The organism is Halovivax sp. (assembly GCA_007119345.1).
Classification (GTDB): Archaea; Halobacteriota; Halobacteria; order Halobacteriales; family Natrialbaceae; genus Halovivax.
In genome coordinates this window covers 12,372-37,871 of record SKPV01000001.1, presented here as the reverse complement: position 1 = coordinate 37,871, position 25,500 = coordinate 12,372, and the positions used below count along the sequence as shown (strand labels likewise).

Annotated in this window: 26 protein-coding genes and 1 tRNA gene; 8 read left to right on the top strand and 19 right to left on the bottom strand. The window is 70.4% G+C overall.

Features of this window, described 5'->3' with window-relative positions:
* Positions 1 to 26 precede the first annotated feature (26 nt).
* The 6 genes from QZT59_RS00220 to lrp form a co-directional block, all read right to left on the bottom strand.
* Positions 27 to 108, bottom strand: a tRNA-Ser gene (locus QZT59_RS00220).
* Positions 109 to 187: 79 nt separating this feature from the next.
* Positions 188 to 1,084, bottom strand: a complete 897-nt coding sequence (locus QZT59_RS00215) for a DMT family transporter (protein ID WP_290809860.1) — start codon at positions 1,082 to 1,084, stop codon at positions 188 to 190.
* Between the two features lie 57 nt (positions 1,085 to 1,141).
* Positions 1,142 to 1,402 carry a hypothetical protein gene (locus QZT59_RS00210; RefSeq protein WP_290809858.1) on the bottom strand — a complete coding sequence of 87 codons (261 nt, stop codon included), beginning with the start codon at positions 1,400 to 1,402 and terminating at the stop codon, positions 1,142 to 1,144.
* A 22-nt stretch (positions 1,403 to 1,424) separates the two neighbouring features.
* Complete coding sequence (locus tag QZT59_RS00205; protein ID WP_290809856.1) at positions 1,425 to 1,805, bottom strand: Rid family detoxifying hydrolase; 381 nt, start codon at positions 1,803 to 1,805, stop codon at positions 1,425 to 1,427.
* Positions 1,806 to 1,913: 108 nt separating this feature from the next.
* Positions 1,914 to 3,119 (bottom strand): N-acetylmuramoyl-L-alanine amidase, encoded by a 1,206-nt coding sequence (locus QZT59_RS00200; RefSeq protein WP_290809854.1) that lies wholly within the window; start codon positions 3,117 to 3,119, stop codon positions 1,914 to 1,916.
* 302 nt (positions 3,120 to 3,421) lie between these two features.
* Positions 3,422 to 3,883, bottom strand: a complete 462-nt coding sequence (lrp, locus tag QZT59_RS00195; protein WP_290809852.1) for an HTH-type transcriptional regulator Lrp — start codon at positions 3,881 to 3,883, stop codon at positions 3,422 to 3,424.
* Positions 3,884 to 4,008: 125 nt separating this feature from the next.
* Between lrp and glnA the strand changes: the two genes are divergently transcribed.
* Positions 4,009 to 5,364, top strand: coding sequence for a type I glutamate--ammonia ligase (glnA, locus tag QZT59_RS00190; protein ID WP_290809850.1), 1,356 nt, complete (start codon positions 4,009 to 4,011; stop codon positions 5,362 to 5,364).
* A gap of 123 nt (positions 5,365 to 5,487) precedes the next feature.
* On the opposite strand, the gene QZT59_RS00185 is transcribed toward glnA, so the two are convergent.
* From QZT59_RS00185 to QZT59_RS00175, 3 genes are all read right to left on the bottom strand, one after another.
* Entirely contained in the window at positions 5,488 to 6,402 is a 915-nt protein-coding gene (locus QZT59_RS00185) for a phosphatase PAP2 family protein (RefSeq protein WP_290809848.1), read from the bottom strand.
* A 91-nt stretch (positions 6,403 to 6,493) separates the two neighbouring features.
* On the bottom strand, positions 6,494 to 7,813 hold the full coding sequence (locus QZT59_RS00180) for a YihY/virulence factor BrkB family protein (RefSeq protein WP_290809846.1): 1,320 nt from the start codon (positions 7,811 to 7,813) through the stop codon (positions 6,494 to 6,496).
* Between the two features lie 147 nt (positions 7,814 to 7,960).
* The gene (locus QZT59_RS00175) at positions 7,961 to 8,512 is read right to left on the bottom strand and encodes an amphi-Trp domain-containing protein (protein ID WP_290809844.1); all 552 of its coding nucleotides are present in this window, start codon (positions 8,510 to 8,512) and stop codon (positions 7,961 to 7,963) included.
* A 108-nt stretch (positions 8,513 to 8,620) separates the two neighbouring features.
* Here QZT59_RS00175 and QZT59_RS00170 point away from each other — a divergent pair, with 108 nt between their 5' ends.
* Positions 8,621 to 9,316: a DUF2270 domain-containing protein gene (locus QZT59_RS00170; protein WP_290809842.1), complete on the top strand. Its 696-nt coding sequence runs from the start codon at positions 8,621 to 8,623 to the stop codon at positions 9,314 to 9,316.
* Positions 9,317 to 9,769: 453 nt separating this feature from the next.
* On the opposite strand, the gene QZT59_RS00165 is transcribed toward QZT59_RS00170, so the two are convergent.
* From QZT59_RS00165 to QZT59_RS00150, 4 genes are all read right to left on the bottom strand, one after another.
* Positions 9,770 to 10,870: a putative sulfate/molybdate transporter gene (locus QZT59_RS00165; RefSeq protein WP_290809840.1), complete on the bottom strand. Its 1,101-nt coding sequence runs from the start codon at positions 10,868 to 10,870 to the stop codon at positions 9,770 to 9,772.
* Between the two features lie 307 nt (positions 10,871 to 11,177).
* The gene (locus QZT59_RS00160) at positions 11,178 to 12,335 is read right to left on the bottom strand and encodes a tRNA (guanine(26)-N(2))-dimethyltransferase (RefSeq protein ID WP_290809838.1); all 1,158 of its coding nucleotides are present in this window, start codon (positions 12,333 to 12,335) and stop codon (positions 11,178 to 11,180) included.
* Positions 12,336 to 12,479: 144 nt separating this feature from the next.
* Complete coding sequence (locus QZT59_RS00155; RefSeq protein WP_290809836.1) at positions 12,480 to 13,706, bottom strand: PQQ-binding-like beta-propeller repeat protein; 1,227 nt, start codon at positions 13,704 to 13,706, stop codon at positions 12,480 to 12,482.
* Positions 13,707 to 13,923: 217 nt separating this feature from the next.
* The gene (locus QZT59_RS00150) at positions 13,924 to 15,207 is read right to left on the bottom strand and encodes an MFS transporter (RefSeq protein WP_290809834.1); all 1,284 of its coding nucleotides are present in this window, start codon (positions 15,205 to 15,207) and stop codon (positions 13,924 to 13,926) included.
* A gap of 125 nt (positions 15,208 to 15,332) precedes the next feature.
* On the opposite strand from QZT59_RS00150, the gene QZT59_RS00145 reads away from it, so the two are divergent.
* Positions 15,333 to 15,689: a hypothetical protein gene (locus QZT59_RS00145; RefSeq protein ID WP_290809832.1), complete on the top strand. Its 357-nt coding sequence runs from the start codon at positions 15,333 to 15,335 to the stop codon at positions 15,687 to 15,689.
* On the opposite strand, the gene QZT59_RS00140 is transcribed toward QZT59_RS00145, so the two are convergent.
* The 4 genes from QZT59_RS00140 to QZT59_RS00125 all read right to left on the bottom strand — a co-directional run bounded on the left by QZT59_RS00140 (position 15,647) and on the right by QZT59_RS00125 (position 17,759).
* On the bottom strand, positions 15,647 to 15,952 hold the full coding sequence (locus QZT59_RS00140) for a hypothetical protein (RefSeq protein ID WP_290809830.1): 306 nt from the start codon (positions 15,950 to 15,952) through the stop codon (positions 15,647 to 15,649). The genes QZT59_RS00145 and QZT59_RS00140 overlap by 43 nt on opposite strands.
* A 90-nt stretch (positions 15,953 to 16,042) precedes the next feature.
* Positions 16,043 to 16,357: a hypothetical protein gene (locus QZT59_RS00135; RefSeq protein WP_290809828.1), complete on the bottom strand. Its 315-nt coding sequence runs from the start codon at positions 16,355 to 16,357 to the stop codon at positions 16,043 to 16,045.
* Between the two features lie 321 nt (positions 16,358 to 16,678).
* Positions 16,679 to 16,813: a hypothetical protein gene (locus QZT59_RS00130; protein WP_290809826.1), complete on the bottom strand. Its 135-nt coding sequence runs from the start codon at positions 16,811 to 16,813 to the stop codon at positions 16,679 to 16,681.
* A 253-nt stretch (positions 16,814 to 17,066) separates the two neighbouring features.
* Entirely contained in the window at positions 17,067 to 17,759 is a 693-nt protein-coding gene (locus QZT59_RS00125; RefSeq protein WP_290809824.1) for a lipoate--protein ligase family protein, read from the bottom strand.
* 114 nt (positions 17,760 to 17,873) lie between these two features.
* On the opposite strand from QZT59_RS00125, the gene QZT59_RS00120 reads away from it, so the two are divergent.
* The 3 genes from QZT59_RS00120 (at position 17,874) to QZT59_RS00110 (ending at position 20,382) form a co-directional block, all read left to right on the top strand.
* Complete coding sequence (locus QZT59_RS00120) at positions 17,874 to 18,776, top strand: hypothetical protein (protein ID WP_290809822.1); 903 nt, start codon at positions 17,874 to 17,876, stop codon at positions 18,774 to 18,776.
* A 90-nt stretch (positions 18,777 to 18,866) separates the two neighbouring features.
* A complete protein-coding gene (locus tag QZT59_RS00115) occupies positions 18,867 to 19,706 on the top strand; it encodes a hypothetical protein (RefSeq protein WP_290809820.1) in 840 nt (279 codons plus the stop codon).
* Positions 19,707 to 19,878: 172 nt separating this feature from the next.
* Positions 19,879 to 20,382 (top strand): PaaI family thioesterase, encoded by a 504-nt coding sequence (locus tag QZT59_RS00110; RefSeq protein WP_290809818.1) that lies wholly within the window; start codon positions 19,879 to 19,881, stop codon positions 20,380 to 20,382.
* 205 nt (positions 20,383 to 20,587) lie between these two features.
* Here the strand turns inward: QZT59_RS00110 and QZT59_RS00105 are convergent, their stop codons facing one another.
* Together QZT59_RS00105 and QZT59_RS00100 are read right to left on the bottom strand one after the other, a co-directional pair.
* Positions 20,588 to 21,547: an arginine deiminase-related protein gene (locus tag QZT59_RS00105; protein ID WP_290809816.1), complete on the bottom strand. Its 960-nt coding sequence runs from the start codon at positions 21,545 to 21,547 to the stop codon at positions 20,588 to 20,590.
* Positions 21,548 to 21,605: 58 nt separating this feature from the next.
* Complete coding sequence (locus QZT59_RS00100) at positions 21,606 to 22,178, bottom strand: cysteine hydrolase family protein (RefSeq protein WP_290809814.1); 573 nt, start codon at positions 22,176 to 22,178, stop codon at positions 21,606 to 21,608.
* Positions 22,179 to 22,439: 261 nt separating this feature from the next.
* On the opposite strand from QZT59_RS00100, the gene QZT59_RS00095 reads away from it, so the two are divergent.
* Both QZT59_RS00095 and QZT59_RS00090 read left to right on the top strand, forming a co-directional pair.
* Positions 22,440 to 24,101: an Hvo_1808 family surface protein gene (locus QZT59_RS00095; RefSeq protein ID WP_290809812.1), complete on the top strand. Its 1,662-nt coding sequence runs from the start codon at positions 22,440 to 22,442 to the stop codon at positions 24,099 to 24,101.
* Positions 24,102 to 24,327: 226 nt separating this feature from the next.
* A complete protein-coding gene (locus QZT59_RS00090) occupies positions 24,328 to 25,494 on the top strand; it encodes a nicotinate phosphoribosyltransferase (RefSeq protein WP_290809808.1) in 1,167 nt (388 codons plus the stop codon).
* Positions 25,495 to 25,500 lie beyond the last annotated feature (6 nt).

Below are 25,500 nucleotides of genomic sequence, written 5' to 3'. Positions count from 1 at the left end.
GCTCACGGATTGTTCGCGACGAGAGACGCCAGGACTGGGATTTGAACCCAGAATCCCGAAAGGGAACACGCTTTCCAGGCGTGCGCCTTACCGTTCGGCCATCCTGGCTCGCCCTGAGATAGCGGGGTCGGTCGTTTAAGCATTACGAGGTGGTCGCCGGCCGGCTGCGGGTGCGGGCCGCCGGCGCTCACGCGGCGACGTCCCGCTGGATGGCGACGACGCCGGCGAGGATCAGCGCCCCGCCGGCCACCGTCGCCAGCGTCACCGGCTCCGCGAGCAACGCCGCGCCGAGGACGACCGTCACGGCCGGTTCCGCGGTGCTGACGATCCCGGTCCGACTCGCGCCGATCCGCTCGATGCCCGCGAAGAACGCGGCCACCGGGAGGGCCGTCGCGAGGACGGCGATCCCGAGGAGGATCGCCCACGCAGAGGGTGCGCTCGGCGCCTGCAGGTCGCCGGTCGCCGCGCCGACGACGACGAACGTGACGCCGGCGGCGGGGAGCACGTGCGCGGTCAACACCAGCGGGTCGACCGTCACGAGGAGTTCGCGCGAAACCGTGATGTAGAGCGCGTACGCGAGCGCGGCGCAGAGAACGACGACCACGCCGGCGGTGGAGGCGCCCGCCGGGTTCGCCCCCACGACGAGCGCGACGCCCCCGAGCGAGAGACAGAGCGCGAGGATCGTGAGCCCGCGAACCCGCTCGCCGATCGTCGCGACGGCGAGCACGACCACGAACGCCGGGTACGTGTAGAGGACGATCGCGACGAGGCCGGCGGTCATGAACTCCAGGCCCACGAAGTAGAGGCCGCTCATCGTCGCGTAGCCGAACGCGCCGAGTCCGAGCGCGATCGCGAGCGAGCGCCCCCGGAGCGGTTCCAACCGGCCGCGCCACGCGAGCCACGCCCAGACGAGGACCGTCGCGAGCGCGAACCGGTAGGCGAGCACGGTCGGGATCGTCAGGTCCGCTCGCTGGGCGTAGATGCCGAAGATGCCGAGCGTCCCGAAGCCCGCCGCGGAGACGAGCACCAGTCCCACGCCGACGAGTTCCCGGCTCGGACGCCGCCACCCCCGACGGCGGGTCATGACGCGACGCCGGCGGCGGCACGAGCGAGCGGGAGCGCGGCGCCCGGACGCCGGTCGTTACTCATCGGTCCCGTCGTCCGGGCCGTCGGCGGCGATCGAGTCCGCTCGCGAGGACCGACGCGCCGACCAGGCCGCCACCCGGTGTTCGAACCGGTAGGCGACGGCCGCGGTCGCCGCGCCCACCAGGAGCGCCCCGAGCGCTGCCCCCCGGAGCGACAGGAGGCCCTCGCCGAGGGCGATCGAGCCCCGGGCGAGCACCGCGAAGGTCATGAAGCCGACCGCGCCCCACAGCAGCGCGGACTTCGCGCGCGGGTCCATCACGCACTCGGACGAGCGGCGATCACTCGAGGCTGGCGATCGCCTCGATCTCGACGCCGGCGCCCTTGGGGAGGTTCCCGACCTCGACGGCGCTGCGCGCCGGCGGCTCTTCGTCGAAGTACCCGGCGTAGGTCTCGTTCATCTCCTCGAAGTCGTCGATGTCGTCGAGGAAGACGGTCACCTTGAGGACGTCCGCGGGCGAGGCGCCCTCCGCCTCCAGGATCGCCACGACGTTCTCGAGCGCCCGCTCGGTCTGGGTCGCGATGTCGGCGTCGTCGAGCAGCTCGCCGTCGGGCGTCAGCGGGATCTGGCCCGCGGTGAACAGCAGCGAGCCGTTCGTCGTCGCCTGGCTGTAGGCTCCCACGGCGGCCGGTGCGTCGTCGGTGCTGACGGTGCGCTTCATACCTACCGGTGACTCGCGACGGGACATAAAGACGGGCGAAACCGCTCCGGCCCGACGTCGCGGGGACACCGATCCGACGACCGCGTCGGGAGCGCCGGTTCGGAGTCGCTACTCGTTGGACGCCATGTACCGCTCGACGCACCAGACCCAGTCGCCGTAGTCCGGGTAGTGAACGCCCCACCAGCGGTAGCCGTCGCTGTCTTCGGGACCGTTCACGATCTCGCCGACCGTTCCTTCCGGGTAGGTACCGACCACGTCGTAGTCCAGCCCCGGCCCCTCCCGGCCGTTCAGGTCGGTCGTCGTGTAGATCTCCTCCTCCATGTGGAACTTCACCCGCTCGAGGTAGCGCTCGACGCACCAGACCCACTCGTCGTAGTCGGTCATGTGCAGTCCCCACCAGCGGTAGCCGTCGCTGTCCTCAGGGCCGTTCACGACTCGACCTACCTCGCCTTCGGGGTAGGTGTTGACCACGTCGTAGTCCAGCCCCGGTCCCTCCCGACCGTTGAGGTCGGTCGTCGTCATCGCGCCGTCGTCGTCCTGGAACGTCTCGTCGCCGCCGTCGTCGCCGTCCCCGTTCACGTAGCTCATGAGGGTATCGGGGTCGATGCCGCCCTCCGGGTACGGGCACGACCGCGTCGGATACGAGCTACAGTCGCTGGCGCTCGGGGCGTTCGTGTGGCCGATGATCCCGCCCGGCTCGTCGAAGATGCACGTCGGGTCGCGGTAGTACTCCTTCGGGATGTCGTACTCGTCGCAGAGCCAGCCGATCAGCTGGCCGGAGCGCTCGTAGCACTCCTCGGTGATGTACTCGCCGTAGTCTTCGTGCCACTCGTGTTCGATCCCGATCGACGGCCCGTTACTCGCGGAGGCGTGCCACGCGACGTCCCGGTGGTTGACCATCTGCGTCGTGTGTCCCGGCTCCCCGGAGGTGTGCTCGTAGTTGCTGATCACGTAGTGGGCGCTGACGTTCGCGTCCGGGTTCCGGAACCAGTCGATCGCGCCCTCGTAGGACCCGACCGTGACGTGGACGACGATCCAGTCGATGTCGTCGGCTCCGCGCCAGTCGTCACTGAAGTTGCTCGAGTCGGCGGCGACGAACCGCTCCGTGTAGGGATCCTCCGCGTCGTCGCCCGCGGCCGACCCGGATGCGCCGAGGACCGCGCCCGCGCCGGCCGTCGCGCCCGTCCACCGGAGGAACCGCCGCCGATCGACGTCGCCGGGGATCGCCGTCCGCTCGCCGCGATCGGTCGCCGCGTCAGCCGCTCGCTCGTCGCCGGAACCGTCCTCGCACGTGTGCTTGTCAATTCCGCACATGGTTCGAAATCCACGAACGTGATAATAAGCATTATCTCATCTATTTATTATAAGTTAGTGGAGTATGGGAAATATGCTGCGCGTCGTGTGAGAAGCCGAATCGGCACGTCCGCGCCGTGAGTCACGCACCGGGCGACGGCGGGCCAGGAACCGCACCGGTCGCGACGCGTCGAGTGCTCCCGTGATCGAAGCGACCGGTCCCGGCGCGAACAGCGGCGGCGCTCCCTGGCCCGAGGATCGTCCGGCGCGGGCCGCGCTACCGGGCCGCAATTGGCGGCGCGGGCTGCTCCCCGCCCGTCGGTCTACTCGTCCGGAATTTCGAGCTCGAACTGCTCGTTCTCGGCGACCGCGTTGAGGACGACGCTGGTGTTCGACTCCTTGATGTCGGGGTCGGTCAGCAGCGACTTGATCCCCTCGTTCATCCCGTCGGTGTCCTCGAACTTGCCGACGGCGATCACGTCGTAGTCCCCCGTCACTTCGTAGACGGAGATCATCTGGCGGTGCTCGCGGAGCCGGTCGGTGATCTCCGGCAGCGCGTCTCCCTCGACTTTGAGCTGGATCACGGCGGTGACGTCGTAGCCCAGCGCGTCGTAGTCCACGCGCGGGGTGTAGCCCTCGATCACGCCCTCTTCTTCCAGATCCGAGAGGTGATTCGAGACGGTCGTCACCGAGACGTCGAGCTCCTCCGCGAGGCTCCGCAGGCTGGCGCGGCCGTCCCCCAGCAGGGCGTTCACCAACTTCGAGTCCAGATTTTCGTACGTCATCAACTCCACCCACTTTCCCCACCCATTAGAACTTTACGAATATTCAGTTCGAGCCCCTTCTCGGAAGGTTTGCACGGAACAGCAGGGTTTTAGTAGTAGAGATAGTTGGGTAGCACGTTCAGAAGATGACAACCGGTAACCTGACAACTGCGGAAAAATCCGTTCTAGAAACGATCGAAGAGGAAGACATCGACTTCCTCCGCCTGCAGTTCACGGACATTCTCGGCGTCGTGAAGAACGTCTCGGTGCCGGCCCGGCAGGCCGAGAAGGCGTTCCGCGAGGGGATCTACTTCGACGGCTCGTCGATCGAGGGCTTCGTCCGGATCCAGGAGTCGGACATGCGCCTGATCCCCGACCCGGAGACCTTCGCCGTCCTCCCGTGGCGAAAGAGCGAGGAGAGCGCGGCCGCCCGGATGATCTGCGACGTGGTCGACACCTCCACCGGCGAACCGTTCGAGGGCGACCCGCGCTCGATCCTCAAGCGGGCCCTCGAGCGAGCCGACGCGATGGGCTACACCGTCAACGCCGCCCCCGAACCCGAGTTCTTCCTCTTCGAGGAGGACGAGGACGGCCGCGCCACCACGAAGACCAACGACGCCGGCGGCTACTTCGACGTCGCGCCCAAGGACCTCGCGAGCGACGTCCGCCGTGACATCATCTACGGGCTGGAGAGCATGGGCTTCGAGATCGAGGCCAGCCACCACGAGGTCGCTCAGGGTCAACACGAGATCAACTTCGAGTACGACGACGCGCTCGCCACCGCGGACAACGTCGCCACCTTCCGGACCGTCGTCCGCGCGATCGCCGCCCAGCACGACCTGCACGCGACGTTCATGCCGAAACCGATCGCCAGGGTGAACGGCTCCGGCATGCACACCCACATCTCGCTGTTCACCGAGGACGGCGAGAACGCCTTCCACGACGACGACGACGAGTTCGACCTCTCCGAGACCGCCCACTCGTTCCTCGCCGGGGTGCTCGAACACGCGCCCGCGATCACCGCCGTCGCCAACCCGACGGTCAACAGCTACAAGCGCCTGGTTCCCGGCTACGAGGCGCCCGTCTACGTCGCCTGGTCCGACCGCAACCGCTCGGCGCTGATCCGCAAGCCCGCCGCGCGGGTCCCCGCAGCCTCGCGCATCGAGCTGCGCTCGCCCGACCCGTCCTGTAACCCCTACCTCGCGCTCGCCGCGATCATCCAGGCCGGCCTGGAGGGCATCGAACGCGACCTCGAGGCCCCGGAGCCCGTCCGCGAGAACATCTACGAGTTCGACGAGGCCAAGCGCGAGGAGTACGGCATCGACACGCTTCCGGGCGACCTCGGGCAGGCGGTCGACGCGCTCGAAGCGGACGAGGTCATCTACGACGCCCTCGGCGAGCACGTCGGACCGAAGTTCGTCGAGGCAAAGCGCAAGGAGTTCGGCGAGTACATCGTCGAAGTGTCGGACTGGGAGCTGGACCGGTACCTCGAGACGTTCTGAGACGGCCGGTACGCGGTTCGAATCTTCTCGCAGTCGCCCGGCGCGGTGGACGATCGACGGGGGCGTCCTCTGTCGACAGCGTGCTGGACGGTCCGAGCCCCACGATCTTCGCTACCGGTCCCGCTAGTCGACCACGCCGGCCCGCGCGTCCGCCTCGCCCACGGCGACCTCCGCGATCCGCGGCAGGCCCACCGTGAGGGCGCCGGCGAACAGCCCCAGCCCGAACCAGACGACCGTTCGCTCGACGACGAGGATCACGGCCGCTCCGGTCGCGAGCGCGGCGATCCCCAGCAGGCCGTGTCCGAGTCGACGCGGCTCGAAGGACCAGGGCTCGCGCGGCGGCGGGGCGTAGCGCCAGGCCAGCAGACAGCCGAGCGAGCCGCCGAAGAGGGCGGCGGCGTCGACGCGCCCGCCCACGAGGAACGAGGCGAACGAGACGGCGGCGACGGCGACGAAGACGGCCTCGGTCGCCGCGCGGGCGTCGCGCTCGGCGCGCACCCGCTCGCGGAGCCACAGGATCACCACCAGGTAAGCGAGCGCCACGGCGACGCCGGCGACGACGTCGATCGGGTAGTGGAGGCCGACGGCGATCCGCGAGACCGCGATCGCGACGATCAGAACGGCTCCCCCCGCCAGCCGCAGGCGCCGCGTGCCGACGTCGGTTTCGAGCGCCAGCATCGTCCAGATGGCCGTCCCCGCCATCGCGTGTCCGCTCGGAAAGCTCGTCGAGGACACTTCGACCAGCGGAGCGTAGACGTGCTGGATCCCGACCGGCAGCGTCTCGGGAGCGATCGCGGGTCCGACGCCGGGCCGGTCGACCTCGAAGTAGCCCTTCGTGCCGACCATGATCGCGTAGGCGCCCATCACGATCCCGATCCAGGAGGCGAACCGGTCGCGGGGGCCGAAGTAGAACGCGAGGACGACCGCCGGCGCCACGAACCAGACGCTCCCGAGGTAGGAGAAGAACGCGAAGACGAACGCGGCCCACTCCGGGAAGGCGTCGCGGACGGTGCGGACGGTCGCGGGATCGAACCACATCAGCGCCTCATTTTGGAGGGGCGACCCTATGTCTATCGATTGTCGATATTATTCGTCTGCCACGCCCCGGTCGAAATAAGTCGCGAGGGAGTCAGGAGCGCCGGTCGCCGATCGCGTCGCGCAGCCGACCGGGAAGCCCGACGATCGAGATCGCGGTCCCGAAGAGCACCATCAGCAGGTAGACGCCGAGCGTCGACGTCCAGACGACGACCATCGCGAGGACCGCCCAGCCGCCGCTCAGGAAGTAGTACGCCGCGACGGTCATCGCGGTGCCGTACAGCAACACGAGGTACGGTCCCCAGCCGCGGGCCTTGCCCCGACGGACGCGCCGGCGGACGTACCGCTCGAGGTCGCCCTCCAGTTCCTCCCGGCGGACCGTCCGCCGTTCGACGCCGTCCTCGAGCGCCGCCACTTCGTCCCGGAGGCGCTCGATCTCCTCGCGGAGGGCGGCGGGATCGTCCGCCCGATCGCGGGTCCGATCGGTCGCGCAGCCGTCGACGGCGGCCGTCTCGTCGGTCGACGGCTCCGCCGACGACGGCCCGCCCGGAGACCCAACCGCTTCGTCCGTGGCGTCGTCAGTCATCGCTGCCTGCTCGAACTGTCGAGAGCCGGGACTTTGTAGCTGCCGATCCGTTCCTCGATCCGCGAGCACGGCGTTGACGACCGCACCGAAGACGACGACGATCGCGCCGACGTAGAGCCAGACGAGCACGAGGAGGACCCCGCCGAGCGCGCCGTAGATGGCCGATCCGGCGGCGACGGCCGCGTAGATCGCGAACGTCCGACTCAGGACGAGCCACCCGATCGCCGCCAGCATCGTGCCGGGAAGGGCTTCGCGAAGACCCACCTCGGGGCCCGGGAAGACGACGTACATCGGGAGGAAGGCGGCCACGAGCGCGGGGAACACCAGCGCCGGGGCGACGAGACTGGTTCCGGGCACGGGTGCCATCGCGATCGCCACCTCGAGCGCACCGACGATCGCGATCCCGGCCGCGACGGCGCCCGCGACGACCGCGGCGTCCCAGAAGGTGTCCAGCAGCGACTTCTCGGCGACCGTCCCGTACACCTGCGAGAACGCGCGGTCGAGTCCCCTGAGGACGCGACTCGATCCCCAGACGATCCCCAGGGCGCCGACGACCGTCGCGCTCCGGCGGCCGGTTTCGTCGACGAGCGCCTCCGCCAGCAGCTCCTGGGCCGAGGGCGTGAGGAAGTCTTCGACGGCCGCCGAGAGCCCACGGGCGAACGCCTCGCCGCCGAGGCTCGCGGCGACGCCGAACGCCAGCAGCGCGATCGGCACCAGCGAGAGGAACGCGTAGAAGGCGACGCCGGCCGCCAGCAACGTCAGCTGTTGGGTTCGGGCGACGTGAACCACGTCGCGGACGAGCGCGGACGCCCCATCGCGATCGATCACGGCCGATGATAGGGGGCGACGTCCCAAATATGAACGCAATTCGCACACCTCGTTACCGTCACGGGATCGTGACCGTACCGGCGCCACGGGAGCGCCGGCGCGCGCCGCCGACCGCGCCGAACCCGGCCGCCGAGCGTCGACGGGGCGTTACTCGTCCACTGCGACGATCTCCGCGCCGGGGGCGGTCGCGAGTACGCTCCGGAGGCCCTTCTCCGCGTTGTGCTTCCGGGTGTACCCCTCGCCGCTCGTCGCGATGACGTTCCCGTTCCGGTGGACCAACCGCCAGCGCCACTCGCCGGCGCGGTCCTCGAACAGTTCGAACCGGCCGAGGCTCTCGGCGGCGGCGACCGACTCCGCGGTCGACGGTTCCTCCTCCACGTCCGACTCCGCGGCCGACGGCGCCTCCTCCGCGTCCAGCTCCGTGCCGGTGGACTCCCCCGACGCGTCCCCGTCGTCGGTCTCGGTCGCCGAATCGGGAGCCCGCCACTCGAGCTCGATCTCGAGTTCGACCTCGTCGCCGTCTCGCTCCAGTTCGAGTTCGTACGCGATGGGCTCCGCCAGTTCGACCGACACGGTCTCGCCCTCGGCCCGGAGCTCGAGCGACGGCTCGTCGGCGAACTGGTCGGCGATCGCTCGCAGCGCGCTCGCGACGCCGTCGCGGGACTTCGATTCCTCGGTCGAGCCGATTTCGCTTCCCATAGCCGTCATCCGACGAGCGAGCACATATAGCACGGACCGCGATCCGTCGGTCAGCGGACGTCGTCGCGGCCACCGGGGGTTGATTGCGGAGATGCGCGTGGAATCGGCATGCCCGCAGCCGACGATTCCCCCCTGGATCCCGAAGACGAGGAGATCGCCGCCGAGATCGCGGACGATCCCGACTCCTTCGCGGCGATGCTCCCGCACTTCTATCGCGGCGAAGTCAGCCAGGCGAACAGCGCGCAAGATCGCATCGACCGGACCACGGACTGGGCGATCGCCCTGCTCGCGGCGCTGCTCTCGCTCGTGTTCTCCAGTCCGGACATGCCCGCGTACCTGCTGCTGATCGGGCTGGTCGCGATGTGGGTGTTCCTGTTCTTCGAGGTGCGCCGCTACCGGTTTTTCGACGTCTGGCGCGCCCGAGTCCGCTTCGTCCAGGAGAACGTCTTCGCGAACGCCTTCGAGCCGGTCGGCGTCGAACACCCGGCCTGGCGCGAGGAGCTGAGCGACGACCTGCGGCGCCCGACGTTCAAGGTGTCCGCCCTCGAGGCGCTCTCGCGACGGATCCGGCGGGTCTACGGCCTGTTGTTCGCGGTCCTCGGCGTCGCGTGGGCGTTCAAGGTGACGCTGTTCACCCCGGAGCGCCTGTGGACGGAGGCCGCCGAGATCCACGGCGTTCCGGGCGAAGCCGTGGCCGCGGGTCTCGCCGCGTTCTTCGTCGGCCTCGCGGTCCTGGCCGCGTGGCCCCGCGGGCGACGAGCCAAGGGTGAGATTTACGGTGCGGAGCCGGGCGACTGGAAGTGAACGGGGGCGAACGCCGCGCGCAAGTCACCCGCTCGCGACGCCGCAAACGAGCCGAAGATCGGGGGTGTTCGTGCCCCGAGACCGCTACAGCGTTCGCCGATCGCGACAGGCCGGGCAGTACATCGTCCCCCGGCCGATCAGAAGCAGACTCCCGTCGCACGCCGGGCACGGCGGTCCGAGCGCGCACCCGGTTCCGTCCCGAATGATCGCATCGCAAGCGGTCTCGAGCTGGCGGAGTCGGGTCTCCGTCGCCGCGAGTCGGGTGGCGAGCGACTGGGCGTTCGCTCCCAGCGGCGGCCGGTCGGAGCTCGTCATCCGAGGAAGTTCTCTCGACATCGTCGAACCCTAGAGGTCGGCGGCGGGTATAGCGTCGTCGCGTGGTGGGTCGGCGGCGGGTAAAGAGTCGTCGCGCGGCGTGCGAACTCGCCGTCGAGAGTCGACCCGAGGTTCACCTCACCCACCCCGACGGTACCGGAGCAGGTGGTAGGCGACGATGCCGGCGACGAACGCCGCGCCCAGGTTCACCGTCAGTCCGAGGAGGCCGACGGCGATCACGAGCGGGTAGGCGGCCGCGCGCTCGAGGCTCGTCCGGCCCAGCTGGAGGGCGATCAGCGCGAGGACGACCCCGAGCATCGCGACGGGGTAGGCGGCGACGAGCCCGACGGCGAGCAGCGCGACCGCGACGTAGCCGACGCCGAGGACGACGTTGGCGCCCGCCGTCCGGGCGCCGAAGGCGTACTTGCCGGCGACGCCGCCGCTGCCGTGGCACATGGGAAACGCGCCGAAGGGGACCGCGGCGAGGTTGGTGACGCCCATGCTCGAGGCGAGCCGGTCGGGCGAGACCTCCCGGTCGAAGTAGTCCGAGAGGAGCAGGGAGGTCGCCAGCGCCGCGTTACCGATCGTCATCGCGAGCTGGGCGAGCGAGGCCTCGGCGGCCGCGAGCGTGAGGTCGCCCGCCCCGATCAGCAGGACGCCGTCGATGCCGGGGAGGGCGGGCGACGGCGCCCCGGCGACCGACGCCGCGACCCCGCCGCCGAGTAAGAGCACGACGAGCGCGCTGAGGTTCCAGTGCCCCGCGGCGACGATCAGGACCGCGACGACGGTCGCGACGCCGGCCAGCCGGAGGTCCGCCGCGCCCAGGCGGAGGCCGGTCTCGAGGAGGACCAGCGCCACCCCGAGCTGGATGCCGCGGACGACCGGCGCGCCGACGTACCGCTCCACGCGCGCGAGGGTGCCGGTTGCGCCGATCAGGAGGAGAGCGCCGCCGGCGAGCAGCCCGGCGACGAGGAACTCGCCGGTCGCGAGCGATCCGGCCAGGACGAGCGCTGCCAGCGCCTTCATCGGCTCGACCGAGAGCGGAACGCCGTAGTACAGCCCCCAGACCACCTGAAAGAGGCCGAACCAGAGCAACATCACCGCGAGCGAGAGCTCCGTGAGCACCGCGACCGCCACGACGATCGGCAGGACCGTAACCGAATCCCCTATCGCTCCGGTCACCTCGTTCCACGCGATTTCGACCGATTGATCGCCGCGGAAAGAGACTGATACGGCCATCTACGCACCATTTAGCGACGATGCGTAAAAGTCACACGAGTAACCAATAATGGTTTATTTCGAGATCGAGTGCAAGCGGCATCGGTTACCCTCGATCGCCTCGACGTCGGGCCGGGTCGCGGTCCGAGTCGATCGCCTCGACGTCGGGCCGGGTCGCCGCGGTTCGAGTCCAGCGCCCAAGGTCGGTCGACGGCGGCTTCCGGCTCCCCCGTGGCTACAGCCACGCGACGGAGGGTCGCGGCGGCGTCAGCACCTTGATTCCGCGGCGTACGGTTTTGTGGTCGGATCGGGTCCGCCGCGGACGAACTTATCGGAGCGCGTCCGCCGTCGCCTCCCGGATCTCGCCGACGTCGGCGTCGGTCTTGAACGTCGTGCCGCCGTAGTGGGCGGGCGAGGCCTCGTACCCCGCCTCGCGCAGGTCGGCGAGGAAGTCGGCCATCGCGTTCGCCGGAAGTCCCCACTCCTTGCAGAGCCGGTGCTGATCGTAGTGGGTCGGTTCGTCGAGTTCGCGTTCGAGGGTCCCGCAGAGCTCGGCGGCCTTCGTCGCGGTCCCGAGAAGGTCCCCCGCATCGACGACCGCCTCGCGGACGGCGCCGACGAACTCGCGATCGCGGTACGGACCGACCCAGAGGGGACCCGCCGTCAGCATCCGATCGCCGTCGCAGTTCGGGCACGTTTCGAGCGGGTCCGCGTGGAGCCCGGGGTCGGATTCGCGACAGAGGCAGTCCTCGCAGTGGTACAGATGTCCGAGCGTCTCGACCGCGGCGTCGGCCGCGGTCGCCCGGTGGTCGAGCTCGAGGTAGGTCCGGACGTAGTGACTCGTCGCGTGGGTCAGGAGGGGCCGCACGCCGACGTCGAAGCGGGCGGCGCTGCGGACGAGCGCCGACAGCAGGATCCGGACGCCCATCTCGGGGTGATAGTCGGTGTTCCGGGGGACGGCCGAGTACGAGCGGATGCCGCTCCGGAGGTGGGCGCCACACAGCGGCGCGGTGTCGGTCGCGGTGACGCAGACGAGATTCCTGGCGTTCGCGAACGCGGCGTCGGCGAACGGCATCGGGGTCCCGTAGGGGTCGAGATCGATCACGTCCAGGGGCGGGTCCGTGTCGCGCTTACAGCCGTGCATGTGGGCGCTGGCGTCGGCGCGAACGACCGCGAGGTCGCCGTCGAGCCGGCGCTCGTTCGACGCGGCGTTCTCGCGGGCGAGCTCGACGGCCCGCTCGTCGCGGTCGCAGCAGGTGACCGTCCAGCCGTCGGCGGCCGCCCGGATCCCGCGGATCCCGCTGGCGGTCATCGCGTCGAGGTAGGTCGCGGCGCGCGGCTCGCGCACGTCGCGGAACGCTCGCAGGACGGCGATCGTCAGGTCCCGGTTGAGCTCCTGGCGCGGGTTGTAGAAGACCGACTCCTGGACGCCCTCGGTCGACTCGCCCGGCACCTCGAGTTCGACGCCCCCTTCCGTGACGCGCATGGCCGTTCTCGGCGCGCGGAGGCGAAAAGTGCGGTGATCCGGCCCGGAGGCGAAACGTGCGGTGACACCGGCGCCCCTGCCGGCCACGGACGGCCGGCGAGCGTTCCTGTGGACCACGGGCGCGTCGTCCGAGTCGTGTGCCGGTCACTCCAGCGCGACGATCCCTTCCCTCGTCCCGAGGACGATCGCGTCGTCGACGAGCGCGAGCGGGTGTCCGGCGAAGCCGGCATCGGTCTCGCGCTCCCAGCGCAGATCGCCGGTCTCCGCGTCGAGGGCGAACAGGCGGCCGGTCACCGCTCGCCGCTCCGTGGGGTGGGAGCCGCCGAGGTAGATCGTGCCGTCGGCGACCGCGGGCGGGCCGACGGGCTCGGGGACGGTCGTCTCCCAGTTCGTCTCGAGCGTCTCGCGATCGAAGGACGCCACGGTGCTCTCCTCGAGGGCGTCGGACCCGTTGTCGTAGCCGGCGGCGAGGACGCGATCCTCGACGAGCGCCGGGGTCTGGACGGCCCGCTCGAACGGCCGGCTCCAGACCGCCCCGCGGGTCGAGAGGAGCTGAACGGGTGCCCCGCCACGGTCGCCCTCCTCGTACCCGCCGAGCGCGATCGTCGAGTCGTCGACCGCCGGCGGCACGGGGCGGACGACCGACTCGTACCCGTAGAGCGGGATTTCCGACCGCTCCACCGGCGGTTCGGGTCCCGCGAGCTCCAGGAGCCGGTGGGCGTCCGTGGTCGTCCAGTGTACCGTCCCGTCCGCGATCGCCAGGGCGCCGTGGGGCCCCGCGCCGTCGACGGTCCACCGAGGCTCGCCGGTGTCGGCGTGCAGGCCGCGGAGTCCGTCGCCGACGGGGACGTACACCGTCCCGTCGAACTCGACGGGGTCGCGTCCGACGAGGTCGGTCTCGTAGCGCCACTCCCGATCCCCGGTCTCGGCGTCGAGCGCGGTCACGCCCGCCTCCGACCGGGTGTAACAGCGGCCGTCGACGACCGAGAGGAAGCCGCTCCCGTCGTCGGTCTCCCACTCCCGAGAGCCGTCCGCGAGGTCGACCGCGACGACGGTCTCGCGGGTGCCGACGTAGACGCGGCCGTCCGCGACCGCGATGCTTCTCACCGGCTCGGCGGTGGCCTCGGACCAGCGCTCCGACGGGGCCTCCCGCGGCGGCGTCGCCTCCGGCGCGACCACGTCGTTGGCGAACGATCGCGTCGACCGGAACCACTCGTCGGCCCCGGGCTCGGGAATCCGCCTGACGCGCCGGTCCGCGGGTTCGGTGTTCTCGTCCGCGTCGTCGCCGCCGGGGAGCCAGCCGGCGCACCCGGCGAGGCCGGTCGCGGCGACAGCGGCGAGGTACGACCGCCTTCTGGTGGAGGGCAGCATTTGTCGGTAATGAAGACGGTCGGAGATAAATTTTGATCGAGTGATTTTACGTTCGGAACCGGTTCGAGCGGCCGCGGGTTCGTGCCGCGCCGAACAGGAACGATTCGGCGATGCAGTAGACGTCCGGCCGCTTCGATTCCGTTCGACGCACCGTTAGCGATTCCGTAAGTCACGGTATAAATTCGTCGTCGATCCCCCGAGCGCCCGATTACCGACGCTACTCGAACGTGTCCTCGTGCTGCCCGTGCAGCCACACGCAACAGCAAAACGCCACGAATCCGGCGACGGTCGCGATCCCGAACGCCATCCGGTACCCGGTGGCCGTGTAGACGCGAGCGCCGCCGACGAAGTCGCCGGTCCAGTAGGCGTCGAGCGCCCAGCCCATGAGCGTCGGGAAGAGGCCCGCGCCGAGGAAGGCGGCGCCGTTGACGGTGCCGGTGGAGATGCCGCTCGCGCGGTCCGGGTGGCGCTCTTTGACCACCGGGTAGCTGAGGACGAACGCGCCGAGCAGGATCCCGGTCACCAGGAAGACGACGGCCACGGCCCACAGCGGCGGCGTGCCGAGGATCGCCAGGATCGCCAGCGCGACGGTGTACAGTCCGCCGCCGGCGACCATCAGCTCGGTTCGGCGCCCCAGGCGATCGGAGAGCCAGCCGATGGCTGGGCCGCCGACGATCAACCCCACGGCGCCGAGCAAGGTGAACACCGACGCGTAGGTGATCGACACTTCGTACGTCTGGGCGACGTACGGCACGCCCCAGAGGCCGAAGAGCGTGAGATTGACCCCCGTCGTGCAAAAGAGGAGGACGCTCACCACCCAGGTGAAGCGGTCGCGCAGGACGTCGTCGAGGGCGCCCCGGAGCTGGGCGGTCGAGAGCGAGGGCTGTTCCGGCACGCCCCGGATGGGGTCGAAGCCCGCCTTCTCGGGCCCGTCGCGGACGACGAGGAAGACGGCGACCGAGACCGCGAGCCCGAACGCGCCGATCCAGCCGATCGACGCGCGCCAGCCCTCGGCGTCGACCGCGACCGCCAGCGGCGTCGTCGCCATGACGCCGCCGACGCCCGCCACAGCGAAGGTGAGCCCGCTCATCGTCCCGAACTCGTCGGCGCGGTACCAGTTGGCGCAGAACCGGAGGATGCAGACGAAGATGACGCTCCCGCCGAGTCCGACGAGCCCGCGAGCGAGGAGCGCGGCCGGGTACGAGGACGCGAACGCGAACCAGATCGCCCCCGCGCTCATCGTCAGCCCGCCCGCCGCGGCCGTCCGCCGGGGGCCCACCCTGTCGGCCAGGATTCCCGTGGGAATCTGCATGAGGGCGTAGACCCAGAAGAAGGTGGCGTGCAGGGTGCCGAGCTGGCCGCCCGTCGTGTCGAACGCCCGCATCAGGTCCTCCGCGAGCACGGCCGAGGAGAGCCGGTGAACGTTGACGAGGACGAAAACGAGGCTCAGCAGGCCCCACAGCCACCACCGGCGCGAGAGCGGGTCCGACCAGTAGCGCATCCGACGTATCTCTCTCCGCGAGGATCGAAAGTGCTGTGCAAGCGGCAGTCGAGGACGACGATCGCCGCGACCGACGAGAGCCGTCCAACCAAACGAATTTCACACTTGGGCACCGAGGGGCGAGCGTGTCCGAGCCGAACCCGGTCGAACGGTGGCAGGCCGACCTCGAGGAGGCCGGGGAGCTCACGCCGGCGATCGTCGACCGGATCTCTCGGCTCCACGGCGATCGCGGGGTTCGCGCCATCGAGGCCGTCGCCGAGCGCCGGGTGAAGGCCTACCGGGACTTCACGGTCGTCGTCGGTCACCGCGACGAGTACGTCGTCGAGGACGGCGGCTGCACCTGCAAGGACGCGGAGTACAACCTCGACCGCGACGACCCGACCGACCTCTGCTGGCACGTCCTCGCCGTCGCCATCGCCCGGCGGGTGGGTCACCTCGACTACCACGACATGTGGTACTCGGACGTCCGGGAGTTCCTGTGAGACGCGAGTCCCTGCGAGGGCGGACCCCCCAGCGAGACCGGTCGTTCGATCCCGACGAGCCACCCGTTCACCACGCCTTCCGAGGGCGCGCTGAGGACGTACGGCGGCGCTCGCCCGTCGACGCCGCTCTGGACCGGCCCAGTCACCGCGGTCAGCAGTAAGAGGATCGCGAAGGCGAAGCCCAGTAGCAAGACGAACGCGAAGGCGAAGCCCAGTTTCCCGACCGGCTTCGCGTACGACGCTAGCGGTCCTTCGTCACCCACCGCGGGGAACGGGAGGAGCCGGAATGAATCGACGGGTGATCTCGACGGAACGACGGCCGCCGCGCCCGCGGGCCGAGCGGTGCCGATCCGTTACCGTCGTCCGACCCGCCCGACCGCCTCCCGGAAGCGGGCCGACCGCGAGGCCGGCTCCTCCTCGCCCACGACCGCTCGGACCCCGTCGAATTCGTCGCCGGCGGCCTCGACCGCCTTATCCTTCGCCTCGCGGGCGTGGTCGAGCGAGGCCGCCGCGTGCTCGACGGCTTCGGCCGCCTCGTCCGCGGCCGCCTTCGCGGCGGTCGTCGCCTCCTCGCGCGGGTTCGATCGTCGGCTGCGCAGTTTGCGAAGCGTTACGGTTCCGATCACGACGCCGAGCGCGCCCACGAGCGCGCCTTTCGTTCGGAGCATGCGATCGAAACACCATTCGATTCGTGATTGTTACGGCCCCGTTACCGTCCGGTAATCCGACGTTCCGTCGGTCGGGCGGCGGGTCGGTCGCGCGATTCGGAGACACCGTTTCCGCCCGCACGACGCACGGGCGCTCGGGAACGTCCTCGACCGACGAATCGAGGCGCGATCGGACCACGTCGAGAAACGTCGAGTCGTGACCCGGCGACGCGCTCGGCGGCCTCGACGCAGCCGCGTCCGATCTCGCCGACAGCGTGGCCGAACGCCGGGATGGCGCGGAGTCGCTGCTGCGCAACGAGGGTGTCCCCGGCGCGGCGGGCTTCAACGCGCCGTGCGGATGAAGACGAAGTGGTCGGGGTGCTCGGCCTCGTGGGCTCTCGCTCCGTCGTAGGCGCCGACCTCGTCGTCGACCTCGTGGTCGAAGTCGCAGGTGTCGCAGGTCAGGTCGTAGACCATGCTATGATTTCCCACGGAGCCGGGGTTAAGCCTTGTTCCGGGACAGGGAAGAGTCGCACCGTCGGTTCGCCGAGACGGTCGGGCGCCACACCGTCGGTTCGCTGGGATGGGTGGGCGTCACGCCGTCGGTTCGCCGAGACGGCCGGGCGCCACACCGTCGGTTCGCTGGGATGGGTGGGCGTCACGCCGTCGGTTCGCCGAGACGGCCGGGCGCCACATCGCCGGTTCGCCGGGACGGCCAGGGGTGGACAGCTCAGCCGTCGATCCGCTCGATCGTCGCGTCCGCGTCGCCGACGAGCGCGTCCTCCAGCGTCCGGCGGACCGCGGTCGGGTCGGCGGGCCCGCCGCCGTTCGCGACGCTTCCGACGGCGGCCGGGTCGAGCGGGACGTCGAGCGCATCGTAGACGTCCGCGAGCAGGGAAGCCAACTCTTCCCGACCGGCGACGACGAGGACGCCGGCGACTAACGCGCCGTCCCCGGTCACCCGCTGGGCGATGCCGGCGACCTTCCCGCCGTCCGGGAGCCGCAGCGAGTGGGTGCCCGGACAGAACGCGTCGGCCGGTTCTCCGCCCTCGACGTGGACGCCCAGCTCGCCGAGGGCGGCCGCGACGTCGTCCGCGAGCGCGTCGTAGCGCGACTGGATGCCCGACCGGAGGGCCTCGACGGGTTCGGCGCGGGCGAACGCCAGCGTCGTCTCGCCGTCGTACGCGACGGCCCGACCCCCGACGCTGCGTTCGACGGGAGGGAACCCGCGCTCGCTGGCGATCTCCCGTGCGCGCACGTAGTCCTCGGCGTTCGCGTCCCGGCGGCCGAACGCGACCTGACGGTGGGGCGTCCAGACGCGGACCGCCCGGTCGCCGTCCGCGGCGCGCTCGAGGAGGCGCCGGCTCGCCTCGCGGTCGGCCGCGACGGTTTCGGCCCGGCCGCGGAGGACGTGTACGGTCACGAGCGCGACTTGGCACCCGACGGAGGTAAACGCTCGCGGTCCGCGGTCGCCGCGCGAGTCCGACCGCGATCGACGCCCGACGAGAGTAAGTCCCCGCGACTCCCAGCCGCAGACATGACGGTCGTCCTCGGCGAGCGCGTCCTCGGGCGGTACCGGCGCTTCTCGCTGTACAACTCGCCGTACCCCGCTCACGACGCGGGCTGCGCGATCGACTGCTACCCCGCGGGGACCGACCCGCACGAGGGGCTCGCCGAGGTCGCCCCCTCGCCGGTCGCGGGCGTCGTCCGCGAGACGCGGACCGTCAGCGCGCCGCCGAAGCCGTACGCTCCCGAGCACGACCACCTGATACTGATCGACGTCGAGGAACCCGCCGGCGCGGCCGGCCTCGTCGCCCGAGTCCTCCACGTCGACCCCACCGTCGAGGCGGGCGACCGCGTCGCGATCGGCGAGTCGCTCGGGCGGCTCGTGAGGGCCGGATTCTTCGCCCCGTGGGTCGGCACTCACCTCCACCTCGGCTTCCGGGAGCCCGGTCGGAACCTTCACCGGGCGTCCGGCTCGCTGTCGATCGATCCCGGCGTCCCGGTGCGGCCCCTCTCCTGGGACGGCACGGGGACCGTGGTCGCGACCGGCGAGACCTACGCGATCCTCGACGCGCCGGCCCATCCGAATCCCGGCGACGAGTGGGTCGGCGTCGCCGACGACGACGGCCGCGTGCTCGACGGCGGACTGCCCCACTACGAGGGCGGCGGAGCGCTGAAGTCGGGCGGCGCGGTCGCGGAGGACGGCGGTGAAGAAGACGAGCCAGCCCGCCCGATCCGGCTGAACGGCGACCCGGTCGGCGCGGCGAACGGCCGGACCGTAACCTGGGACGAGCCGACCGTGCTGGCCAACGGCGAACCGGTGACGGGGCTCTCGCTGTTCTGCGCGCGCGACGCGGGCTTCGGCGCGAAGTTGATCTGTCCGGAGCGGGAGTTCGAAGTCGGCGAGCGGCTGTCGGTGTCGATCGGGCGACGTTGAGGGCGGTGACGTCTCGCGAAACGACGAAGAAGACCGGCATCCAGACCGGACGCGAAGAGTTTTACGATCCGTGCGGTTTGGTACGGAACGATGTTCGATCGACGGCGAGCGCTGATGATCCTCGGAATTATCGGAGTCGCGGCGCTCGCCTGGGTGGCGCTCTTCGCCTACCCGTTCTCGACGATCGCCCACGAGCCGTACGAGAACGACGTCGGGACGGACGTCCTGCCGTCCGAGGATGCGTCGTTCGAGGGCGACGAGCGGATCGCGGTACACGCCGACGGCGAGCCGGCGCTCGAGTTCGAGCGACGATTCGCCGTCGACGGCGACGAGTTCCGGTACGCGCACGAGTGGATTGGGGAGGGAGAGACGACGACGTTCGCCAGGTACACCGACCGCGAGGAATCGCTGAGCGCGACGCGATCGTGGATCGACAGCGCCGAGACGTACGAGCGGTGGCGCGAGGACGCCGCCGAGAACGAGACCGTTCGGGAGACGGAGGACGGCTTCGTCAGGATCGATCCCGACGACGGCGTACAACCCGTCGACGAGCAGTTCGACGCCTTCTCCGTCATGGGGACCGGCCACCTCCTCTCGGACCTCTCGTTCGAGCACCGCGGCGAGAAGACGACCGGAGAGCGGACGGTCGAGATGTACGAACCCGAGGGCGGCTGGTACGAGCGGATCGTCTCCGGGTACGTAGTCGAGGAGTACCGCGTGTCCGACGCCGAGGGCGGTCTGCACCTCGACGCGGAAACCGGCGCGCTGGTGTTCGCCGAGCTCGAGTACACCACCGTCGACGCGTCGAACCACGCCGAGTACCTGGCCGAGCGGTGGGACGGGGACGACGTCGTCACCGTCGAGCTCGTCTACGAGGTGCGCGAGGACGCCGACGTGCAGCGACCGGACTGGGTCGACGAGGGCGAGTGACGGTCGGTACACCGGTGACGCTCCCCTGCGGCGAACGGAGGGGGCGCCGTCGATCTTGGACGTGGCGGTCGGTAGCGAGGGCGAACGATCGGCGAACGATCGATACACGCCGTTCAACGGACACAACCGGACGAGCGAAGCGCCCAAGGTTCCGCTCGCCCCACGGCGAGGTATGACCGACGCAGACGACGCCGCCGACGGCGCCGCCGACGCGGCCGACCAGTACGAGGCGATGCGGTCGTTCCTCCAGGGATACATCGACGAGTACCACGAGTTCCTCTCCTGGCTCGGCGTGACCGTGGACGAGGTCGACGACGGGACGATGACGATGTCGATCCCCTACGACGAGAAGCTCACCAACGTCCGACCGAGCGGCGGGAACGGGGACCGCCGCCCGGACATCCACGGCGGCGTCGCCGCGACGCTGGTCGACACCGTCGGCGGACTCGTCCTCCGAACGACGTTCGACGAGCCCTCGGGCAACGGCGTCGCGACGATCAGCCTGAACGTCAACTACCTCCGCCCGGCGACGGGCGACCTCGAGGCCACCGCGGAGGTGATCCGGGTGGGTTCGACCGTCGGCGTCAGCGAGATCACCGTCGAGAGCACGACGCCCGACGGCGAGACGCGCGAGGTCGCGACGGGGCAAGGCTCGTTCCGCATCTTCCGGGAGTAGCGAACGGATTCGTTCGCGCCCGTCCCTCGCGGAGATGACGGTCGGGTGTCCTACCGCACGTCGGCTCCGACTGGAGTGTGGACGGGTTGGTCGGGTTCGGGGACAGAGCGCCGAGAAAGCCCCCGGCCGCTATCGATCCGCCCATCGCACTTCACGCCGGTTCGCCGAGGGTCGTTTCTCACGCCGATTCTCCGAGCGTGAATTCTCACGCCGGTTCGCCGAGCGTCAATTTCAGGCAGAAGACGGAGCCGCCCGCCTTCCCGAACTCGCCCGTTTCGACGGCCAGCGGCTCGAAGCCGGCGTCCGCGAGGATCGATTCGGTCTCCGGGTTGCCCGCGGGGAGCAGAACGTGCTCGCCGTCGGGGCAGTGGGCGTTGCCGGCCAGGCCCTCGCGAGATTCCTCGACCGGGACTTCCAACACCCGTTCGAAGACCTCGGCGATCCGGTCGAGTCCGCCCTCGGTGAAGGCCTCGGGCTGGATCAGCGCGGTATCCCCGTCGAGCGGCGTGAGACAGACGTCGAGGTGGTAGTACCGGTCGTCGGTCAGTTCGAGGGCGAGTACGGGCGTCTCGAGCCGGTCGGCGAGGTCGTCGTAGGCCGCCCGTTCGGTCCGGACGCCGTAGCCGCCCCAGAGGAGTCGCTTCCCGGGGTGCCAGACGGCGTCTCCGGTGCCCTCGAACGCGGCCGGAGGCGGGTCGAGGACCCGGTAGCCCTCGCCCCGGGCCCAGGCGACGAAGTGGGCGGGCTCGCCCCGTCGCACGTCGGTCGCCATCGACGCCGGCACGACGCCGCGGCCGTCCGCCGTCGAGAGCCCGAGATTCGCGGCGAAGACGAGATCCGGCACCTCGGCGGGCGGCGCGGGGTTCGGGACCCCCGCAGGCAGGTCGACGTCGCGCGCCTGCAGGGTCGTCCACGTCTCGTCGGGGTCGAGGACCGCGACCGAGTCGGCGTACCGCTCGTACGTCTCGCGGAGTCGCTCCCACTGCGCGAGCGCCCGCTCGCGGTCGACGTCCCCGCCCGTGTACGGGTTGATCGCGTACCGGACGTCGAAGTGCGTCGGGCGGACGAGGAGGATCCGGTCGTGGGCCGGGCGGTCGGGAAGGTCGGCCGACGAGAACGCGAGCGGGTCGGACTCGTCGAAAACGGTTGCGCGCGGGCCGGTCATCGTGTCGACGGTCACGAAGGCCGAGATTAATCGTTCCGCTTTCCTCGCTGACGGGCGCTCACGCGAACGTGACGTCCCCGGCGCTCGCGACCTCGCCGAACAGCCAGTCGGCGTGCTCGAGCGCGTACTCCTTGTGCGCGTCCTCGAGGTGGCCGATGCAGTCCTCGACCAGGATCGGCCGGAAGTCTCGCAGGCCGGCGCTGCCGGCGCTGTGGAGCACGCAGACGTTCGCGAGCGTGCCGGTGAACAGGAGGTTCCGGATCCCGCGGGCGTTCAACCAGCCCTCGAGCTCCGTCCGCTGGAAGGCGTCGTACGTGTGCTTCTCGACGACGTGGTCGCCCGCTCGTACCGGCAACTCCTCGACGATCTCGGCGCCCCAGCTTCCCTCGACGACGTGCTCGCCCCACTGCTCGAACTCGTCGTAGAAGTGGGCGCCCTCGAACTGTTCGGGCGGGTGGACGTCCCGCGTGAAGACGACCTGGACGCCGGCGTCGCGTGCGTCGTCGACGAACGCGGCGATCGGCTCGATCGCGCCCTCGCTGCCCGGCGCGTACAGCGCCCCGTCGGGGTGACAGAAGTCGTTTTGCATGTCGACCACGACGACCGCGGTGCTGTCGGGTTCGAGTCGCATGGGTGAGGGTACGCAGCGACGGTCAATAACGCTCACGACGCGGTGAACGACGTCGGAGCCCGAACCGCGAGCCGGGCGACTCGTCGGCCGATCGGGGCGAGAGCGGACCGGCCGGCGACCCGAGCCGACCGTCCCGTAGCGAGCGGGGCCGATCGAACCGCAGCGACCCGAGCCGACCGTCCCGTAGCGACCCGGGATCGGATCGCACTGATCGGGGATCTTATGCCGATTCCCTCCATATTTGCGGGCGACGAAATCCCAATGCAATCGACACGTGCGCTGCTGTTGGCCCTCCTCGTCGCGGTCTCGCTGGTCGCCGTGCCGCTCTCGGCCGCCGGCGCCGCCGCCGGTGCGGGAGCGAGCGACGACGGAACGATCGTCGACCGCCCCGCCGTCGAGTACGCGCTGGCCGCGGACGAACACGACGACGATCCGACGACCGAGGAGACGATCGGCTACGCCGAGGGGTACTGGCCCGACGACGAGCTCCCGGTCGACGAGCGAGACGACGCGCACGTCACCGAGGACGAGCTCGAGGAGGTCGTCTACCGGTCGATGGCCCGCACCGAGGAGATCCGCGAACTGCCCTTCCAGGAGGTCCCCGACGTCGAGGTCATCACCCGCGAGGAGTTCCGCGAGGAAGTCGACGAGATGTTCGAGGTAAGCGAGCGCGACGATCTGATCGAGAACGTCCGCTACGAGGCGAAGCTGATGGTCGATCGCGACGCCGACGCCCTCGAGGCGTTCGAGGCGCTGTACGGCGACTCCGTCGGCGGCTACTACGACCCGGGGACCGGCGAGATCGTGCTCGTCTCCGACGACCCCGACGAGGTCGAGGTCGACGAGGTGACGCTGGGCCACGAACTGCTCCACGCCCTCCAGGACCAGCACTTCGGCCTCGACGGCTACGAGCGCGAGACGAACGAGCAGGACCACGCGATCAACGGGCTCATCGAGGGCGACGCGGTGTTCGTCGACGGACAGTACGAAGACCGGTGCGGTCTCGAGTGGGACTGTCTGGAGCCCGAACACCAACCGGAGGCGCCGCCGGATATCGTCTGGGGCCTGTACTTCAACCTGATCATGCCGTACGACCAGGGCGACGATTACGTCGAATACGTCTACGATCGGGGCGGCTGGGACGCCGTCGACGAGCTGTACGACGAGCCGCCGGCGAGCTCCTCGGAGGTCATCAGGCCCGGCGAGGAACGCGAGCCGGTCGACGTCGAGGTCGAGGACCGCTCGAGCGAGGCGTGGTCGCCGGTCGAGCCCGACGAGGGCGCGGCCACCCAGACCGTCGGCGAGGCGGGCCTCGCGACGATGTTCTTCCACGACTCGGTCGAGCGCCAGGGCGCGTCGGTGCTCGCGATCGAGGACTTCGCACAGGCGACCCCCGACGGGGGCGAGACCTACGTCTACGACCAGCCCTACACCGACGGCTGGAAGGGCGACGAGCTCGTCGTCTACGCCACGGACGAGGAGTCAGTCGAAGACAGCGGCTACGTCTGGGAGCTCGAGTGGACCTCCGCGGACGACGCCGACGAGTTCCTCGACGGCTACCTCCAGCTGCTCGAGCTCCACGGCACCGAGCCGGTCGACGGCCACGAGAACACCGTCGAGCTCGACGAGGGCTTCCCCGGGGCCTACCACGTCGACCGCGACGGCGAGACGGTGACGATCGTCAACGCTCCCTCGGTCGAGGACCTGACCGAGATCCGCGACGACGCGGCGCCCGAGGGCGAGGACACGATCGAACACGCGCTGTTCGGGACGGCGCCGGACGACGAAGCCGACGACGCGGCCGATGCGGACGACGGAGCCGACGACGCGGCCGACGACGACGGGAACCCGCTCCCCGGCTTCGGCCCCGTGGTAGCGCTGGTCGCCGCACTCGCGACCGCGCTGCTGGTCGCCCGGCGGTAGTTCGCTGACACCTAGATCGGCCCCGAACCCCCGCGTCGGCAGTGGTCCGTCGACGCCCAACGCGTCCGACTACCGACAGTTCGGGCGGCGCGGGACTCGTCCAGGGCCCGCACGCCGGCGAGCCGATCGGCGCGCGTCTCGTCCGTAGGCGGGCTGGCGACGGTTGGGCTGACGCGCGGCTGACCGCGACGAACACGCTTTTTTCCCCGCGCGAGAACCCTCGCGCATGACGACACCGTTCGGAACCGTGCCTGCGGAGGCGATCCGCGAGGGGCGGGCCACCGACGCCTACTTCCGGCGGACGCGCGAGGCGCTCGAGCACGCGGGGACGAATCCCCGCGTCGTCGCCGAGGTGACCGCCGACCAATTTCCGACCGGCGAGTTCGAGGTCTTCACCGGCGTGACCGAGGCCGCGAGACTCCTCGAGGGTCGCGACGTCGACGTCGACGCGCTCCCCGACGGGCAGCTGTTCGACGGCGGGCCCGTGATGCGAATCGAGGGGCCGTACCTCGCCTTCGCCGAGCTCGAAACCTCGCTGTTGGGACTGCTCTCGCAACCGAGCGCCTTCGCGACGGCCGCGCTCGAGTGCCGGGTCGCCGCCCCCGACTCGCAGGTGCTCTCCTTCGGCTCCCGGCACGTCCATCCCGCGCTGGCCGCGGTCGTCGAGCGGGCGGCGCTGGTGGCGGGGCTCGACGGCTTCTCCCACGTCGCCGCCGGAGAGCTGCTGGGTCGGGAGGCGAGCGGGACGATGCCCCACGCGCTCATGTTCCCCTTCGGGGAAGGCGATCAGGCTGCGGCCTGGGAGGCGTTCGACGCGGCCGTCCCCGAGGACACGCCGCGGATCGCGCTGACGGACACCTTCTGGGACGAGGTGAGCGAGAGCCTGCTGGCCGCCGAGACGCTCGGCGATCGCCTCGACGGCGTCCGACTGGACACGACCGGCTCCCGACGGGGCGACTTCCGCCACATCGTCCGCGAGGTGCGCTGGGAGCTCGACGCTCGCGGGTACGAGGACGTCGACGTCTTTCTCTCGGGCGGACTCGGCCCCGATCAGCTCCGCGAATTGCGCGACCTCGCGGACGGCTTCGGCGTCGGGAGCGCGATCACGAACGCGGACCCGGTCGACTTCAGCCTCGACATCGTCGAGCTCGACGGCGAACCGATCTCGAAGCGGGGGAAGCTCTCGGGCGTCAAAGAAGTGTACCGAACCCCCGACGGCGGTCACCGCGTCGCGCTGGCCGACCGCGACGGACCCCGCGGCGGGACGTCGCTGCTGGAACCGCTGGTCCGCGACGGCGAGATCGTTCGCGACGACCTCGACGACCTCGACGCGGCCACCGAGCGCTGTCTCGCCGACGCCGAGGCGGTCGGGTTCGGCGACGAGCCGACGTGAGGGCTC

Bases quoted from the DNA above. Each gene is read 5' to 3' on its own strand.
- QZT59_RS00215 (WP_290809860.1), bottom strand. From the start codon at position 1,084: ATGACCCGCCGTCGGGGGTGGCGGCGTCCGAGCCGGGAACTCGTCGGC.
- QZT59_RS00210 (WP_290809858.1), bottom strand. From the start codon at position 1,402: ATGGACCCGCGCGCGAAGTCCGCGCTGCTGTGGGGCGCGGTCGGCTTC.
- QZT59_RS00205 (WP_290809856.1), bottom strand. From the start codon at position 1,805: ATGAAGCGCACCGTCAGCACCGACGACGCACCGGCCGCCGTGGGAGCC.
- QZT59_RS00200 (WP_290809854.1), bottom strand. From the start codon at position 3,119: ATGTGCGGAATTGACAAGCACACGTGCGAGGACGGTTCCGGCGACGAG.
- lrp (WP_290809852.1), bottom strand. From the start codon at position 3,883: ATGACGTACGAAAATCTGGACTCGAAGTTGGTGAACGCCCTGCTGGGG.
- glnA (WP_290809850.1), top strand. From the start codon at position 4,009: ATGACAACCGGTAACCTGACAACTGCGGAAAAATCCGTTCTAGAAACG.
- QZT59_RS00185 (WP_290809848.1), bottom strand. From the start codon at position 6,402: ATGTGGTTCGATCCCGCGACCGTCCGCACCGTCCGCGACGCCTTCCCG.
- QZT59_RS00175 (WP_290809844.1), bottom strand. From the start codon at position 8,512: ATGGGAAGCGAAATCGGCTCGACCGAGGAATCGAAGTCCCGCGACGGC.
- QZT59_RS00170 (WP_290809842.1), top strand. From the start codon at position 8,621: ATGCCCGCAGCCGACGATTCCCCCCTGGATCCCGAAGACGAGGAGATC.
- QZT59_RS00165 (WP_290809840.1), bottom strand. From the start codon at position 10,870: ATGGCCGTATCAGTCTCTTTCCGCGGCGATCAATCGGTCGAAATCGCG.
- QZT59_RS00160 (WP_290809838.1), bottom strand. From the start codon at position 12,335: ATGCGCGTCACGGAAGGGGGCGTCGAACTCGAGGTGCCGGGCGAGTCG.
- QZT59_RS00155 (WP_290809836.1), bottom strand. From the start codon at position 13,706: ATGCTGCCCTCCACCAGAAGGCGGTCGTACCTCGCCGCTGTCGCCGCG.
- QZT59_RS00150 (WP_290809834.1), bottom strand. From the start codon at position 15,207: ATGCGCTACTGGTCGGACCCGCTCTCGCGCCGGTGGTGGCTGTGGGGC.
- QZT59_RS00135 (WP_290809828.1), bottom strand. From the start codon at position 16,357: ATGCTCCGAACGAAAGGCGCGCTCGTGGGCGCGCTCGGCGTCGTGATC.
- QZT59_RS00130 (WP_290809826.1), bottom strand. From the start codon at position 16,813: ATGGTCTACGACCTGACCTGCGACACCTGCGACTTCGACCACGAGGTC.
- QZT59_RS00120 (WP_290809822.1), top strand. From the start codon at position 17,874: ATGACGGTCGTCCTCGGCGAGCGCGTCCTCGGGCGGTACCGGCGCTTC.
- QZT59_RS00115 (WP_290809820.1), top strand. From the start codon at position 18,867: ATGTTCGATCGACGGCGAGCGCTGATGATCCTCGGAATTATCGGAGTC.
- QZT59_RS00110 (WP_290809818.1), top strand. From the start codon at position 19,879: ATGACCGACGCAGACGACGCCGCCGACGGCGCCGCCGACGCGGCCGAC.
- QZT59_RS00105 (WP_290809816.1), bottom strand. From the start codon at position 21,547: ATGACCGGCCCGCGCGCAACCGTTTTCGACGAGTCCGACCCGCTCGCG.
- QZT59_RS00100 (WP_290809814.1), bottom strand. From the start codon at position 22,178: ATGCGACTCGAACCCGACAGCACCGCGGTCGTCGTGGTCGACATGCAA.
- QZT59_RS00095 (WP_290809812.1), top strand. From the start codon at position 22,440: ATGCAATCGACACGTGCGCTGCTGTTGGCCCTCCTCGTCGCGGTCTCG.
- QZT59_RS00090 (WP_290809808.1), top strand. From the start codon at position 24,328: ATGACGACACCGTTCGGAACCGTGCCTGCGGAGGCGATCCGCGAGGGG.